The 14,515-nt window shown below is 65.7% G+C and carries 15 protein-coding genes; all 15 read right to left on the bottom strand.

Annotated elements, in window-relative coordinates:
• Window positions 1–304: 304 nt before the first annotated feature.
• Window positions 305–1,123: a universal stress protein gene (locus CYR75_RS13250; protein ID WP_101500471.1), complete on the bottom strand. Its 819-nt coding sequence runs from the start codon at window positions 1,121–1,123 to the stop codon at window positions 305–307.
• A 90-nt stretch (window positions 1,124–1,213) separates the two neighbouring features.
• Complete coding sequence (locus CYR75_RS13245) at window positions 1,214–2,104, bottom strand: LysR substrate-binding domain-containing protein (RefSeq protein WP_158644657.1); 891 nt, start codon at window positions 2,102–2,104, stop codon at window positions 1,214–1,216.
• A 34-nt stretch (window positions 2,105–2,138) separates the two neighbouring features.
• A complete protein-coding gene (locus tag CYR75_RS13240; protein WP_101500469.1) occupies window positions 2,139–3,428 on the bottom strand; it encodes an amidase in 1,290 nt (429 codons plus the stop codon).
• The gene (locus CYR75_RS13235) at window positions 3,425–4,603 is read right to left on the bottom strand and encodes an oxamate carbamoyltransferase subunit AllG family protein (RefSeq protein ID WP_101500468.1); all 1,179 of its coding nucleotides are present in this window, start codon (window positions 4,601–4,603) and stop codon (window positions 3,425–3,427) included. Before CYR75_RS13235 ends, CYR75_RS13240 begins: the two co-directional genes overlap by 4 nt.
• Before the next feature lie 24 nt (window positions 4,604–4,627).
• Window positions 4,628–5,233 carry an NAD-dependent dehydratase gene (locus CYR75_RS13230; protein WP_101500467.1) on the bottom strand — a complete coding sequence of 202 codons (606 nt, stop codon included), beginning with the start codon at window positions 5,231–5,233 and terminating at the stop codon, window positions 4,628–4,630.
• Between the two features lie 27 nt (window positions 5,234–5,260).
• Window positions 5,261–6,160 (bottom strand): NAD-dependent epimerase/dehydratase family protein, encoded by a 900-nt coding sequence (locus CYR75_RS13225; RefSeq protein ID WP_101500466.1) that lies wholly within the window; start codon window positions 6,158–6,160, stop codon window positions 5,261–5,263.
• A gap of 11 nt (window positions 6,161–6,171) precedes the next feature.
• Window positions 6,172–7,137 carry a PDR/VanB family oxidoreductase gene (locus CYR75_RS13220; RefSeq protein ID WP_101500465.1) on the bottom strand — a complete coding sequence of 322 codons (966 nt, stop codon included), beginning with the start codon at window positions 7,135–7,137 and terminating at the stop codon, window positions 6,172–6,174.
• On the bottom strand, window positions 7,137–8,345 hold the full coding sequence (locus CYR75_RS13215) for an aromatic ring-hydroxylating oxygenase subunit alpha (RefSeq protein WP_101500464.1): 1,209 nt from the start codon (window positions 8,343–8,345) through the stop codon (window positions 7,137–7,139). The genes CYR75_RS13220 and CYR75_RS13215 overlap by 1 nt, the downstream gene beginning before the upstream one ends.
• Before the next feature lie 220 nt (window positions 8,346–8,565).
• Complete coding sequence (locus tag CYR75_RS13210; RefSeq protein WP_101500463.1) at window positions 8,566–8,985, bottom strand: VOC family protein; 420 nt, start codon at window positions 8,983–8,985, stop codon at window positions 8,566–8,568.
• A 12-nt stretch (window positions 8,986–8,997) separates the two neighbouring features.
• Entirely contained in the window at window positions 8,998–10,302 is a 1,305-nt protein-coding gene (locus CYR75_RS13205) for a TRAP transporter large permease (RefSeq protein ID WP_101500462.1), read from the bottom strand.
• Between the two features lie 28 nt (window positions 10,303–10,330).
• A complete protein-coding gene (locus tag CYR75_RS13200; protein WP_225972730.1) occupies window positions 10,331–10,921 on the bottom strand; it encodes a TRAP transporter small permease in 591 nt (196 codons plus the stop codon).
• Window positions 10,921–11,925: a TRAP transporter substrate-binding protein gene (locus CYR75_RS13195; protein WP_101500461.1), complete on the bottom strand. Its 1,005-nt coding sequence runs from the start codon at window positions 11,923–11,925 to the stop codon at window positions 10,921–10,923. Before CYR75_RS13195 ends, CYR75_RS13200 begins: the two co-directional genes overlap by 1 nt.
• A 536-nt stretch (window positions 11,926–12,461) precedes the next feature.
• Complete coding sequence (locus tag CYR75_RS13190) at window positions 12,462–12,731, bottom strand: hypothetical protein (protein ID WP_101500460.1); 270 nt, start codon at window positions 12,729–12,731, stop codon at window positions 12,462–12,464.
• Between the two features lie 21 nt (window positions 12,732–12,752).
• Entirely contained in the window at window positions 12,753–13,496 is a 744-nt protein-coding gene (locus CYR75_RS13185) for a TIGR04290 family methyltransferase (protein WP_101500459.1), read from the bottom strand.
• Window positions 13,496–14,512, bottom strand: a complete 1,017-nt coding sequence (locus CYR75_RS13180) for a UDP-glucuronic acid decarboxylase family protein (protein ID WP_101500458.1) — start codon at window positions 14,510–14,512, stop codon at window positions 13,496–13,498. Before CYR75_RS13180 ends, CYR75_RS13185 begins: the two co-directional genes overlap by 1 nt.
• Window positions 14,513–14,515: the final 3 nt, after the last annotated feature.

The raw sequence follows: 14,515 nt of genomic DNA, 5'->3' as shown, positions 1-14,515 counted from the left end.
GGATGGTTCCCGGTTGCGAGGAAGCGGAGGGTCGCCGCGGGTCTTGGCGGTGCTGATGCTGGAGCGCATTCATCGGGGCAGCCAACGCAGCGATGGCCGGCGGCGTGCGGTATTGCCGCTTCGACGGCCTGCGTGGCCAAGGCGCTGCCGTGATCAACGTGCCGCGCAAACTATCATCCCTAGCGTCGGAGCGCGTCGCCTCTTTACCTGTGCCAGAACCCATTAAGCGCGCTGCGGCGGATAACACCGCCGAGAGCTACACGACTTTCGGAATGGGCCGCCCATCCGCCTCAGCCCCACCCCGTCAATGCGACATGAACACCGGGAGATGCGCGTCGCGCATCACATCGCTCGTGACCCCGCCCCACAGGTCCTGCGAGAACTTGCTGTGCTCGAACGCCCCCATGATGATCGCCTTGGCGCCGGCGGTGTCGGCGGCCTCCAGGATGCTGCGGGCGATCGGGCCTTTCCGGGGCTGGTGGACGTGCCGGGCATCCACGCCGTGATGGCACAGGTTCTGGATCAATTGGCTGGTCCCCGGCGCGGGTTGGCTGCCGATGGTCAGGACCGTGACGCGCCCCCGCTCGCGCAGCAGCGACATGGCGTCGCCCACCGCTCGGGCCGCGGCGCGCTTGCCGTCCCAAGCCAGCAGCATGTTCTCGGCCAGGCCCGGGGCGTCGAAATTGCTGGGCACGACCAGCACCGGCCGCCCGCTATGCAGGGCCATCAGGTCGGGGCTGGCGGCCATATGCGGCTCGGCCGAGGCGGTGCGGTGCATGCCCATCACGATCAGGTCGAATGTGCGCCCGAAATCCGCCAGAGGTGCGCCATGCTCGACATCCAGATCGACGAAGGCGGACTTGTCCGACCAGTTGTGCTTCTCGACCGTCGTCTCGAACACGCGGCGGGCCTCGTCGATCCGCTGGCGGTCGAACTCTCGCAGCGAGACCAGAATGTCGTGGGGCAGATGGGCGGCCATGTGCCGCTCGAGCGGCGGCTGCCCATGCCCCAGAACCCCGGTCAGCCAGCCGTCATTGTGGACCGCGATCTTGATGGCATGTCGCAGGGCGGCCATGCTGGATTCGTGGCCGGTATAGGCAACCAGCACGTTCTTGAAGCTCATTCCTGTGTCTCCTTGTCCCGGGGCTGAAGCCCGCCGGTTGGTTGCGTCTTCTCTGTTTCATCCGTCTGCGAATGTGGCAGGGCATGTGCGTCAGTTGCTGGCATTGGTCCGGCTCTCGGCGAGCAGCCAGTCGATGACGCGACGGACGCGCGTCTCCGGCGGTCGCCGGGAGGGCCAGGCGAGATAATAGGAATACTCCCCCAGCGTCAGATCGAACGGGCGGATCAACTCGCCACAGGCCAGCAGCTCGGACAGCAGGGCCGGGTCGCTCAGCATGATGCCCTGCCCGTTCAGCACCTGCTGAAGCCGGACATTGGTGTCGTCCACCAGCGCGGAACCGCTGGTTTTCAGGTTGGGAACCCCGGCGCGTTCCAGCCATGTCGCCCAATGGGTCCGGTTTTCCTCGTGCAGCAGGGTATAGCGCGCCAGATCGGACGGTTTTTCGGGGACGCCCGCGATCTTCGCCAGTTGGCGGCCCATGATCGGGGTCAGCGTGCCCTTGACCAGCCGCTCGCAAGTCATTTCCGGCCAGTTTCCCTTGCCCCAGAGGATGGCGATGTCCGCGGTCTCGGCATCGGCGAGGGTGAAACTGGTCTTGTGGATCAGGTTCAGGTCGATGCCGGGCAGCGTCGTCCACAGGCTGCGCAGGCGCGGGGCGAGCCACAGGCTGGAAAAGAACGGGCGGCACAACAGGCTGATGCTCTTGGTGCTCAGCGGGGTCCGCATCTGTTCGATGGCCAGCCCGATCTTCTGGAACGGATCGTCGAGGCGGCGGAACAGGAATTCGCCCTCGGCGGTCAGGGTCAGTTGCCGCGCGGTTCGGTCGAACAGGCTGGTCGACAGGTAACTCTCGAGCTGCCGGATCTGGTGGCTGACGGCCGAGGGCGAGACGTTCAGTTCGGTCGCCGCGGTTGTAAAATTCAGGTGCCGGGCCGCGACCGAGAAGGTGCGCAGCGCGTTCAAATGAGGGATGTAGGTCACATTGATCAGCACCGGACGGAAATTCCCGTTATCGTCAGCGTAATGTTGGGGACGGAGTCAGTAAAGCTGTCTTTCGCCCCAGCTCGAGCAGCTCGGCGTCGCGCCAGCGATGCCCGATCAGCTGCGCCCCCAATGGCCGCCCCTGCGCATCCACATCGGCGGGCCAAGTAACCACCGGCAGGCCAAGCGCCTGCCAGGCGCGGCTCATATGCGGGGCGCCCGTCGCGGCGTGGCCCTCGGGCGCGCTACCGGGCGCGGCCGGGGCCAGAATCGCGGCGCTGCCTGCGCGCGCGGCCCCTAGCCAGTCACCAAGCTGCCGGATTTCCGCTTGGGCAGCGGCGTGATCGGCAAGCGGAATCCCGCGGCCGGTTTCCAGCAGCTCCGCGAATTGCGGGCTAAGCGCGTCTGGCCGGGCGCCTTCGCCGGCCATGTTCCGGGCGGCGTCAAAGGCCATGACCGCGCCATGCAGGGCGACCAGACGCGCGATGCGACCGTCATCCGCCAGATCGGTGACGGTCGCACCGGCCTCGCGCAGCTGCGCGGCCAGTTTGTCGATCGCCGCCTCCATCTCGGGCGACACGTCACCCATCGCCGCGCCCGGCACGCGCAGGATGTGCAAGCCCTGCAGCGGCAATGAAGGGGTGGGCAGAGGGCCGGCCAGAAGCTCTGCGATCAGCCGGATATCCGCGAAATTGCGGCCCATGATGCCCAGAGAGTCATGCGACTGGGCCAGCGGCTGCACGCCGCGCAGCGACATCAGGCCCCGCGTCGCGACATAACCCATGGTCCCGCAATAAGCCGCCGGACGGATGACCGAGGCCGCGGTCTGCGACCCCAGAGCCACCGGCACCATGCCATCCGCCACGGCGGCCGCAGAGCCGCTGGACGACCCGCCGGGCGTGCAGCGCAGATCGCGGGGATTGGCGGTCTTGCCGGGCGAGAAATAGGCGAATTCGGTGGTCACGGTCTTGCCCAGGATCAGCGCCCCGGCCGAGCGCAGCGCGGCCACGCAGGCGGCGTCATCCGCCGGCTGCCGGTCGGCATGCAGCGCCGAGCCCATGGTCGTGGGCATGTCGGCAGTATCGATGATGTCCTTGATCGCCACGGGCAGCCCGCGCAGTGGCGTGCCGGCCAGCCAGTCGGCATGGTGGTCCAGCCAGCGGTGGCACGCCTCGCGCGGGCGCAGCGACTGCCACGCGCCGACCTGCGGCTCGCGCGCGTCGATCCTGTCATAGCAGGTGTCGAGGTAGGCATGCGCGTCGGTCCTGCCGTCGCGCAGCTGGGCCAGCGCCTCGGTCAGGCCGGTCGGGGTGCCGCCGCTCATGCCGCGACCAGGCTTTCGGCCATCACCGATCCGTCTACCGCAGCGCAGCCGCCACCGATCCGCCCGGCCTCGCCCGCAGCGTCGATCATTCCCAGCAGGACCATCGGCCCCACACCCGCCGCCGCGGCGCGCGCGGCATTGGTGACACCGGGACGCCCGAACCCGTCGATCCGGCCCTGAAGGATGGCTGTCGGTCGCTCGGCCGCGTCGGCGGGCAGCAGCCCCTTCATCGCCTGTGCCACTTGCGGCGCGCTATCAAGCGCCTGACCGCCAAGCCCCATGAAATCGACCAAGGCGCTGTCCCCCAGGGCCGCAAGGGCATGACGTCCCTGATGCGCGGGTTCGACGCGACCGTTGATGGCCGGGGCAGGGACGATGGTCCAGTGTCCGGGCCGGGCCGCGATTTGATAGCCGAAACTGCGGCCATTGCCGCCGGCGCGGGTCACCAGCGCGCTGCCCTCGCACCCTTCGGCGGCGGCGGCCATCAGCCCGCACATCGCCATCCAGACATTCAGCGCAAAGGCGGGCGACGCGTCCAGAAAGGCGCGGATCTGCCCGTCGGGATCGCCCTTGCCATCCCGCTCGGCCAGCATCGAGACCAGCGCCCCTGATCCCGCCACGGTGCGAGAGTGGCAGTCGTCCCCCTGCGCCAGCGCGTCCCGCAGCACCGGGTGCAGGTCGATCGGCTGTTCCAGCGCACTCTCGATCCAGCCCGCCACCGGACCGTCCAGCCAGCGCAGGTGGTCCGGCAGGTCGGGGTGAACGATCCCCAGCCGGGTGCAAAGAACCATGCCCTCGTTGATGGGGCTGAACCGCCGCTGCACCGGGTCATTCGCGTCCGAGACCACCAGAAGCGCCGTCGACGGCCCCACCGCCCCGGCCAGCGGCACCAGCACGCCATGATCCTGCGCCGGGGCGATGTGGACCGCCCCCGACCGGATCATCTGCATCGCGGCCGCCGCGTCGTCCGCCCAGCCTTCGCGCAACGCGACCATCGCCAGCGAATTCAGCACCGGCGCCGGCATCTCGGCCACGGAGGCAAAGGGCGGTCCCGCATGCAGCAGAGAACGGCCCTCGGCGTTCGGCAGGTCGCGAAGCCGGACGATGCCCGACAGTTGCGGCCGAACCGCGTTGATCCGGTCAAAGGCGATGGTGTCGGCGGGGCTGTTGGTCACGTCATGGCTCCTTTTCGGATGGGCTCAGGCCCGGATCCAGCTTTCGCTGTGCGCAAGTGCGGCAGACTGGGTCCGGCGGTCGAAGAAATCGCGCTCGACGGTCTGGCCGGGCAGGCGTTTCCCGTCGACCGTGACCGAGGCCGATCCGGCCGGCTGGAAGACGCTGAACATCTCGTGCTCGCCGGTCTGGCTGTCCTGCGGCGGCTGTGCGACGGCAAACATCTCGCCCAACTCGCTCCAGCGCAGGGCCACGCTGCGGCCGTCGAACTGGGCGATCTCGGTCACATGTTCGGGATAATCGGCCTCGGTCGAGAAGGTGGCGCCGTCGATGATTGCCAGCGCGTCGATGGCCTTGCCGGCGGGGCGGAACAGGGCGAATTTGCGGATGAAGTCATCCAGCAGATAGCGCGCCAGCGGCTTGTTGTCCGTCACGCACAGCCGGACCGCGTCGCCGGGTTCGTCTGCATAGGGGTCCTGAATCACCAGGGTCATGTTGCCGCGCCCGTAATCCGAGCCGTTGATGCGGAAAAAGACCGCGAGCGTGCTCCAATCGCCGTCAGGATCGGTCTTGAGGTAAAGCGGGGGATTGTCGCCAGTCCAGTCGACCTTGCCCTTGCGTACGTAATCCATGATCTGTCCCTTCGTTTTCAGTGTCTGTTACTGCGCCGCTTCCAGAACCCGTGCGGATTCATGGGCCGCGCGCATGGCGTCGAAATTCGAGGTCGGTGCCCAGCCAAGCCGCGCCTTGGCCCGGTCATTTCCGAAGACCGCGGCACGCGGATTGGTGCGGTAGCGTTCCGCATCGACATCGGCGGGCAGCGGCCCGACGATCCGCCGGTACCAGTCCAGCGTCGCTTCGCTGTGCGAGGTGTCGTCTGCGCCGATGTAGAAGCTGTCGAACGAGATGCCGCTGACCTCGACCGCGGCCTTGAAGGCGCGGGCCAGATCCTCGGCGGTGATGTAATAGAACAGCCAGTGCCGGTCGGGCGCATCGACAAAGTCGAGATACTGACCCAGCGTCTCGGGCAGGATCACGGCCAGCGGGCGGAGGCAGATCACCTCGAGCTTGCCCTTGCGCGCAAAGCTCTCGCCCATCACCTCGGCCACTTGCTTGCTGACGCCATAGGGGTAGACGGGGCGGTTTTCATGGCGTTCGTCGATGGGCAGCGATTGCGGCGCCCAGTCGGGCCGCATCTCCTGCAGCCCGCAGATCGAGATCGAGGAACACAGCACGACCTTGCCAAGCCCCTGCTCTTCGGCTGCCTGCAACACGTGCCAGCTGCCTCGGGCGTTGACGTCGATATAGCGTTCCGGCTCGCAGCCCCAGTCGTAGTCGAGGCCCGCCAGATGCACCACCGCATCGGCCCCCTTCAGCGCGGCGCGGACCGAATCCAGATCCATCACATCGGTCTGGATGAACCGGGCGCCGTGATCGTGGCCGTCCCGAGGCGGGGCAAGGTCGGCATTGATCACATCATGATCTGCGGCCATCGCCTTGATGACGTGGCGACCCACGCGGCCAGAGCCGCCAGTGACAACAACGCGTTTCCTGGTCATGTCATTTTCTTTCAGATGTCGAGTTCGAGTTCGCTGCCCTGCGCTCGTGAGACGCAGATCATCATGTAATCGTTCGCGGCACGCTCCTCGGCGGTCAGGACGCTGTCGCGATGATCGGGCATCCCGCGCAACACGCGGGTTTCGCAGGTGCCGCAGATCCCGTCCTTGCACGAGCTTTCGATCTTGTAGCCGGCGGGCCGCACCACCTCGAGGATCGTCTGCCCCTCGCCCACACGCAGCCGCTCGCCGCTGGACGCGCAGATCACGTCGAAGCCCTTGCCCGCGGTGTCCACGGGTTCCGACGCGGCAAAGCGTTCGATCCGCAGCTGCCACGGCGCGCCTTCGCTGCGCTGGGTCAGCGCGTCCAGCAGCCCGGTCGGGCCGCAGGAATAGACGGTCGTTTCCGCCCCCAGCGGACCCAGCACCGCGTCCAGATCGAGCAACCCCTTTTCGGCGTGGAAGTGGAACGTCACCCGCGCCGGATCGAGCGCGGCGAAATCAGCCTCAAAAGCCAGACGCGAGCGGTCGCGGGTGGCGACAATCAACTGCCAGTCATGCCCCTCGGCCGCCGCCTGCCGGACCATCGGCAGGATCGGGGTAATCCCGATGCCGCCGGCGATGAACAGCGTCCGCGCCGTCGGCTCGAAGGGGAAATGGTTGCGCGGCGCATTGATGCGGATGACCTCGCCCGGTGCCAGCCGGTCATGGACATAGGCCGATCCGCCCCGCCCGGCAGCCTCGCGCAGCACGCCGATCCGATAGCAACTGCGGTCGCGCGGATCGCCGCACAGGGAATACTGCCGGATCACCTCGGCACCGTCATCGGCCTTCAGCGGCAGCTTCAGATCCAGATGCGCGCCCGGCGTCCATTCGGGCAGCTGCCCGCCATCGACCGGGGCCAGCGTCAGGCCGACGATGCCGTCGGCCAACGCGTCGCGAGCACAGACCCGCACCAGGATTTCCTGATGCTGTTCCATCACTCTGCCGCAACGGCGCTGCGGGCGCGCGCGTCCTCGGCGCGGTACTTGTTGACCAGCCAGGTCTGCAGCCGCTTGATCACCTCTTCTTCCGGCGCCAGCGGGCCGCGATTGGCGAAGTTCGAGTTATAGCCGGTCTGGCAGCTGCTCCAGGCATACAGATCCTCTTCCATCACCGGCGCCAGATCCTTGACCTCGCGATCGTAATTCTCGCGGAAATCCTCGCGGGCGAGCGTGCTTTCCGGATACATCCAGCCGACGCCATACAGCGATTTCTGCGCCGCGACCGGCAGCCACATGAAATACTTGACCTTGTCGGGCATCGCCACGATCAGCAGGTTCGGCGCCACGGTCACATAGCTGAGCTGGGTCCGTTCCTGATCGGTCAGGCTGTCGATCGCGGGTTGCAGGACCGATTTCGTATAGGTCGGCGCCGCGTCCTTGTGCGGGCTGCACAGGTTGTAGGAGGTGATGCCGCGCTCGGTGTCGTTGAACTCGACGGCCTCGTCCAGGGTGGTGCCCCGGTTCAGCTCGTACATGTCGCCCCACGAGCTGGAGTGAAGATACATGCAGTGATAGCATTCGTCGTTGAAGATCTTCCAGTTCCAGTTGAACTCTTCCAGCTCCATCGGATCGGGCGCCCGCAGCTCGGCCATCTTGTAGTTGGCGAGTTGGCGCGACAGCTTGCCCAGACGTTCGCTGACCGGCGGCAGGCTTTCATCCATGGTGATCATGATGAAGCCTTCCCAGATCTCGGTGCGGATCTTGGGCAGGCAGATATCGGACAGATCGACGGTCGAATTGGGATCGTCGCTGAGGCCGGGCGCGGCGATCAGCTGACCGTTCAGATCATAGGTCCAGGCGTGCAGCGGGCAGCGCAGGCGGCGGACATTGCCCTTCTTTTCCGCGACGATCATGCCCCGGTGCTGGCAGACATTGGCCATGACGCTGACATCGCCGTCGCGGTTGCGGATCACGATCATCGGGTCCTTGCCGACCTGAATGGTATAGAAATCGCCGGGCTTCGGGATGTCGTTGGCACGGCCGACGCAGAACCATTCATGTCCCCACACCGCATTCATCTCGAACTCGAAAAACTCATCGGTCGAGAAGACTTCGGCCGGCAGGGCGATGACCTTGTCCGCCTCGAGCGTGCTGCTGTCGAAGTCGCGGATCGAGATCGGGGATTCACGCAGGGGTTTGTTCATGTCTACTATCCTTGGCAGGTGCATGGATGCTTCTGAATTCTCTAGTCAGGCTAGCCTTCCAGACCGGCGCTGAGGAACCGATGGGTTCTCATGGATGGATGAGATTTTCTCATGCGTCGGGAAGGGGACGGCAGGCGCAAAACGCTTCTGCTGCGCGCAGATGATGCGCGCAGCAGTGCGGGTCAGGAAAAAGCGGCGAGAGGTCGTCGAGGCGTTCGGCTCAGGCGCCGGTCAGCGGTTCGACCAGTTCGACAAGGTGGTCGTCCGCGTCCAGAACAAAGCCGATCATCCGGCTGCCATGGGCCATCTGGCGCGGCGGTGTCTTGATCCGGACATCGCAGGCCGCGAGGTAGTCCATCGCCCCGACCAGGTTGGGCACCACCAGCGCCAGATGCCCCCAGGCGTCGCCCGATTCGTAGGGCATGTCCCGGTCCCAGTTCCACGTCAGCTCCAGCGCAGTCTGGTCCTGCTGGCCATCGAAGGCCAGAAAGCTGTTGGTGAACCGGCCGCCCTCATATTCGACCTGCCGGACCACCTTCATGCCCAGAATGTCCCGATAGAAGCCAAGCGCGCGGTCGAGATCCCGGACGCGGATCATGACGTGATCGAGCCTGAATTGCGGGCGGGTTTGCTGTGTCATTCCGATCCTCCGTCAGACAAAGGCCGTCAGCCACAGCGCGATGCCGGGGAACAGGCTGATCAGGACGACGCCCAGAACCATCAGCAGAAAGAAGGGGAAGGCCGCGCGGGCCACCTTGCCGATGGGCTGACGGGTCAGCGCCTGAATGATGAACAGGTTGAAGCCGACGGGCGGTGTCATCGTTGCAAGTTCGACCATCAGCACCAGAAACACACCATACCAGATCGGATCGAAGCCGGCCTGAACGATCAGCGGCAGGGTGATGGGCAGCGTCATCACGATGATCGAGATGCCGTCCAGGAAGCAGCCCAGCAGCATGTAGAAGACCGCGAGCAGCAGCAGCAGCGCATAGGGATGCAAAGCCATCTTCTGGATGATCGCGACCAGCTCCTGCGGGATATGGGCATAGCCGATGGCGGTCGACAGCACGGCCGCGGCGACCAGAATCGTGCAGACCATTGCCGAGGTGCGCACGGCGCTCATCGCCGCGTCGATCATCACCTCGACCGTCAGCTTGCGCATCGCCAGCACCAGCAGGACGGTGGCCAGCACGCCGACGGCGGCGGCTTCGGACGGGGTCGCGATGCCGCTATAGATGCTGCCGAGCACGATCACGATCAGGACGACGACCGGCGCCAGATCCCAAATCCCGCGCAGAATGTCGCCCATCTGCACCTTGGTGCCGGTATCGGGTGCCAGCGCCGGGTTCAGCTTGCACCGGATCATGATGTAAGAGGAATAGAGGAAGGAAATCATCAGCCCCGGCAGGATGCCGGCGATGAACAGCTTTGAAATCGAGACCTCGGCCATGACGCCATAGATGATCATGACGATCGAGGGCGGGATCAGCAGGCGAAGGCTGCCGGCACCGGCCAGCGACCCGATCGACAGCGCGTTGTCGTATCTGCGCTCGGCCAGGGCGCCGGTGGTGATGCGCCCGACCGTCGCCGTGGTGGCCGAGGTCGATCCGCTGACCGCGGCGAACAGGGTGCAGCCCATGACGTTGGTGTGCAGCAACCGCCCCGGCAACCACTGAACCAGAGGAGACAGCCCGCGAAACAGCCGGTCCGACATGTCGGTGCGAAAGATGATCTCGCCCATCCAGATGAACAGCGGGATCGCCGAAAGCTCCCACGCGCTGGCGCTGCGCCATGTGATCGACCGGGCAATCGTGCCGATCTGGGTCAGGGGCATGTCGACGACGAAGTACATCGCGCCGATGGCGACCATGAACAGGCCGGCAAAGACCCAGACCCCCATGGACAGGAACAGGGCGATCAGCGCCAGAAAAATACCGATGCTGGGTAGAACTTCCATGTCTGCCTCGCTTTCAGGTGGGGTCCGGTCAGAACGGATTTTCGGGTTTCTCGAACAGCCCCAGCGCATCGGCCAAAAGCTGAATGCCAAAGATCACCAGACCGGCCAGCAGCAGGCTCTCGGGGATCCACAACGGCACCTGCGCCATGGTCTCGCTGGTCGCGCCGCGCGCGAAGTTGCGCGAGATCGTTTTCCAGAACTGCAGCGACAGGAAGATGACCAGCCCGCCGGTCAGGCCGATGCAGGCCAGACGCAGCATCAGCTTGAGGACAGGCGCGCGGACCCAGTCGATCAGGAAGGTGACCTGGATCAGCGCGCGCTTGGACACCGCGTCACCCAGCGCAAGAAAGGTCATGGCGGCGACGCCATAGCCGACGAATTCGTCCAGCACATAGGTCGAGCTGTTGAAGAAGCTGAGCAGCGTGATCTCGTACAGGATATGCAGCGTCATGAAGGCCATGATCAGCGCCGCAAGGATGCCCCCGACGGTCGAAAGACCGCCGGCAAAGGCCCGGAACCATCCGATCGGGGTCAGCCGACGCGGCATGGCGGTCGGCGGGACGGTGGGGATCACCGTCCCACCGTCCTGCTGATCCTGAAGCATGTCAGTCGTCGCCATCAGTTCGTACCGGCGACTTTGGTGGTTTCCTGATACTCTTTCAGGATCTGCGCCCCGACATCGCCTGCGGCTTCGACCCAGGCATCGATGACCGGCTGGGCGCCTTCGGCCAGCGCGGCGCGGAACGCCGGGTCCGGAGTGGTGATGATGGTCATCCCGGCCTCCTGCCCCTGCGCATAGGCCTTGGCCACCTCGGCATCGATATTGGACCAGGCATGGGCCTCGGTCTCGTCGGCCGCCTGCTGGACCAGCGCCCGCTGCTCGTCGGTCATGCCGTTCCAGACGTCGAGGTTGATGGTCACCATGTTGATCGTGCTGTCATAGTTCAGCGCATTGAAATTGGGGGTGTATTCGTTGAAGCTGGCGCTCAGCCCCGCCTCGATCGAGGTCAGCACCCCGTCGATTCCACCGGCGCTCAGTTGCGGCACGATGTCAGCCCAGCTCAGCTGCACCGGCGAGGCGCCGTTGTTGCGGAACACCTTGGTCGAGTTGGCGTCATAGCTGCGCATCTTCAGACCCTGCAGCGCCTCGATGCTGTCGATCTTCTCACGGCTCCACAACCCGCTGGACGCCCAGGGCGAGGAATACAGCAGCCGCTGGTTATAGGTCGCCAGCAGATCGTCGTAATGCGGTGCGGCGACGTCGAACAGACGCTTGGCGTCGTCCGGGTCAGAGGTCAGGAACGGCAGCGACATCAGCAGGAACAGCGGGTCCAGCCCGCCCAGCGGCGGTATGAAGGTGTTGGCCAGCGGCACCGCGCCATCGCCCACCGCGTCAAGCTGGTCGCGCGACCGAAAACCCAGCGCCCCGCCGAAATGGTGGGTGATGGCGATGTCGCCACCGCTCAACTCGCTCAGCCGGGTCGAGAAGAACGTGTCCGTCTCTCCCTGCAGCGACGTGGCCGGGTATTCGTTGGGCATGTCCCAGACGATGCTCTGCGCCTCGGCTGCGACCGAGAACAGCATGCTGCTGCCGGCGACTGCCATTACATGTAGAATATTCATTGACTTCCCCCCTATAACACTGCTGGAAGATCTGGTCCCGACGAGGCTGGATGCTCCTCCCAGGGCGGGAATGACAGACCTTGTGTAGGTCAGCTAGCGGCAATTTGCCGCAGTCAGCCAGAAATTATAATTCACAGTCGGATGAGGTTTTCTCATCTCGCGCTAATGGTGTGGGCGCGAGAGGTCAGGGGGGTCGAGCCTGTGCCGGATGACGGTCCGTGGCCGACTCTGGCGCTGCGTCATCTTGCGATAGGGACGAAGATAACGAGCTGAAAGACGCATCGTGCGGCGCGGTCAGGTTCGGCGGCAAACCTGTCCTGCGATGCTGGGAAAGAGTTGGGGGGTTGCCGGTGAGATGGGTCGAGGGCGTTTCGATTATTCAGCGATGCGCAGGCACGCTTGGCGAGGCGAGAATTGGCGGCGCCGTGAACCACGCTAAGACTCGCACCAGCGGCACCAGCGCCGAGCGTGCCAGACCCTCCGGCGCTAGCATCACCGCCGACCGCCGCCTCGGCGCGATCTAGTGGCCTGGCGCCTCAACCGTCCCGCGCGACCAGCTTGTTGAAGCGGCTGGTCGAGCCGTCTTCCAGCTTGTCCTGATACAGGAAGGCCAGCTTGTTCTCCTCGAAGATGCGGAAGAACTCGTCCCACGAGATTTCTTCCAGCCGTTCCTCGGGCTCGTTGAAGTCGATGCGCAGCAGCCCGCCCTTGTCGCCGGTGTCCTTGACGCGGGCGGGGTGGCCGTTGCGGGCCTCGGCCCATTTGCGGATGGTGTCGTGGTCGGTGGTGGTCTGGGATGTGGTCATCGGGTTCTCCTGGGTTCTGGTCTAGGCGATGGGCGGCGGGGGGTCGGTCGCGGCGGGGCGGTCGGTGCGGCGGCAGAGATAGACCTCGGGTTCGGGATGGGCCTCGATGGCAAAGCCGGAACTGCGCAGCATGGCCTCGGTCGCGGCGCGGTTGGGGACGAACCAGTTGGTCGGGTCGCCGGCAAAGCGGTGCTCGATGAAATGCAGGCGCGGGGCGGCCTCCTTACGGAAGGGCGTGTCGTCGTTGAAGTCGTAATCCTCCTCCAGCGTCGCGACATCCTGCGCGCCGCGCTGCATGCATTGGAACAGCATCTGGTCGCCAACGACATGCTCGTGCAGCAGGTCCAGCGCCAGCAGCGGGTGGCGCAGGTGGTAGAGGACGCCCATGAAGATCACCAGATCGAAGCGCCGCCCGAGACGGCCGACATCATAGACCGACATCTGATGAAAGGTGATCTCGGCGCCGGCCTGTTCGGCGGCAAAGCGCGCCTGCCGCAGGTAATGGGGGTCGGAATCCACCGCCACCACCTCGGCCGCGCCGCGCCGGGCCATTTCGAGCGCATAGAAGCCGGCATTGCAGCCAATATCCAGCACGCTTTGGCCGCTTAGATCCTCGGGCAGCACATGGCGGAAGCCCTGCCATTTGAAGCTGGGGTAGTCGCCCAGAAAATGGTCGGGCGCGGTCTGGATGCCGTTGATGCGCAGGTTGTGGAACCACGGGCCCAGCGCCTCGATCTGGCGAGAGAGGTCGTCGCGCCCGTCCATCAGCCCGGCACCTGCGACAGCGGCGCATCGGCGCCCTGGGGGCTGCGCTTGGCGCCGACGGCTGCCGCGAACCAGGCGGCGGTCTGCGGCAGCCCCTGATCCAGCGACACCTTGGGGGCCCAGCCCAGCAATTCGCGCGCGCGCGAGATGTCGGGGCAGCGCCGCTGGGGATCATCGGTGGGCAGCGGGCGGAACACCAGATCCACGTCGCCGGGCACCAGCGCCTGCACCTGCTGCGCCAATTCGAGAATGGTGAACTCTTCCGGGTTGCCGAGGTTGATGGCGGTCTTCGGCGCCGTCGGCACCTCCATCAGCGCGATCAGGCCGGCCACCAGATCCGAGACATAGCAGAAGGACCGGGTCTGCTGGCCCTTGCCGTAGATGGTGATGTCCTGCCCGCGCAGCGCTTGGACGAGGAAATTCGACACCACGCGCCCGTCATCGGGACGCATCCGCGGGCCGTAGGTGTTGAAGATCCGCGCCACGCGCACGTCCAGCCCGGCGCGGGCATGGTCGAAACACAGCGCCTCGGCGGCGCGCTTGCCCTCGTCATAGCAGGCGCGGGGGCCGGTGCAGTTGACGCGGCCGGGATAGGTTTCGGGCTGCGGGTGCACCTCGGGGTCGCCATAAACCTCGCTGGTCGAGGCCTGCAGGAAACGCGCGCCGTGATCGCGGGCCAGATCCAGCAGATGCGCGGTGCCCTGCACATTGGTCAGCATGGTGTGGATGGGGTCCGCCTGATACTGCGGCGGCGAGGCGGGGCTGGCGAGGTTATAGACCCGGTCCACCGTTTCGCGCAGGTCGAGCCTTGCGCGCACATCGCCGCGCACCATGCGGAAATCGTCATAGCTGCACAGCGGCAGGATGTTGTCCTCTCGCCCGGTGGCGAAGCTGTCGAGGCACAGGACGCGGTGCCCCTGTTCCAGCAGCGCCTCGCACAGATGCGAGCCGACGAAACCGGCGCCGCCGGCGACGAGGATGGTGTTCTTCGCGGGTGTTTCGGGTCTGATGTTCATCGC

It is taken from the genome of Paracoccus jeotgali, assembly GCF_002865605.1.
GTDB lineage: Bacteria > Pseudomonadota > Alphaproteobacteria > Rhodobacterales > Rhodobacteraceae > Paracoccus > Paracoccus jeotgali.
The sequence above is the reverse complement of the archived record's forward strand: the minus strand, read 5'-3'. Positions and strand labels throughout refer to the sequence as shown.

What these genes read in the sequence shown, in the direction of transcription:
- CYR75_RS13250 (WP_101500471.1), bottom strand. Translation starts at nt 1,123, where the DNA reads ATGAGCTTCAAGAACGTGCTGGTTGCCTATACCGGCCACGAATCCAGC.
- CYR75_RS13240 (WP_101500469.1), bottom strand. Translation starts at nt 3,428, where the DNA reads ATGAGCGGCGGCACCCCGACCGGCCTGACCGAGGCGCTGGCCCAGCTG.
- CYR75_RS13230 (WP_101500467.1), bottom strand. Translation starts at nt 5,233, where the DNA reads ATGGATTACGTACGCAAGGGCAAGGTCGACTGGACTGGCGACAATCCC.
- CYR75_RS13225 (WP_101500466.1), bottom strand. Translation starts at nt 6,160, where the DNA reads ATGACCAGGAAACGCGTTGTTGTCACTGGCGGCTCTGGCCGCGTGGGT.
- CYR75_RS13220 (WP_101500465.1), bottom strand. Translation starts at nt 7,137, where the DNA reads ATGGAACAGCATCAGGAAATCCTGGTGCGGGTCTGTGCTCGCGACGCG.
- CYR75_RS13215 (WP_101500464.1), bottom strand. Translation starts at nt 8,345, where the DNA reads ATGAACAAACCCCTGCGTGAATCCCCGATCTCGATCCGCGACTTCGAC.
- CYR75_RS13210 (WP_101500463.1), bottom strand. Translation starts at nt 8,985, where the DNA reads ATGACACAGCAAACCCGCCCGCAATTCAGGCTCGATCACGTCATGATC.
- CYR75_RS13205 (WP_101500462.1), bottom strand. Translation starts at nt 10,302, where the DNA reads ATGGAAGTTCTACCCAGCATCGGTATTTTTCTGGCGCTGATCGCCCTG.
- CYR75_RS13200 (WP_225972730.1), bottom strand. Translation starts at nt 10,921, where the DNA reads ATGGCGACGACTGACATGCTTCAGGATCAGCAGGACGGTGGGACGGTG.
- CYR75_RS13195 (WP_101500461.1), bottom strand. Translation starts at nt 11,925, where the DNA reads ATGAATATTCTACATGTAATGGCAGTCGCCGGCAGCAGCATGCTGTTC.
- CYR75_RS13190 (WP_101500460.1), bottom strand. Translation starts at nt 12,731, where the DNA reads ATGACCACATCCCAGACCACCACCGACCACGACACCATCCGCAAATGG.
- CYR75_RS13185 (WP_101500459.1), bottom strand. Translation starts at nt 13,496, where the DNA reads ATGGACGGGCGCGACGACCTCTCTCGCCAGATCGAGGCGCTGGGCCCG.
- CYR75_RS13180 (WP_101500458.1), bottom strand. Translation starts at nt 14,512, where the DNA reads ATGAACATCAGACCCGAAACACCCGCGAAGAACACCATCCTCGTCGCC.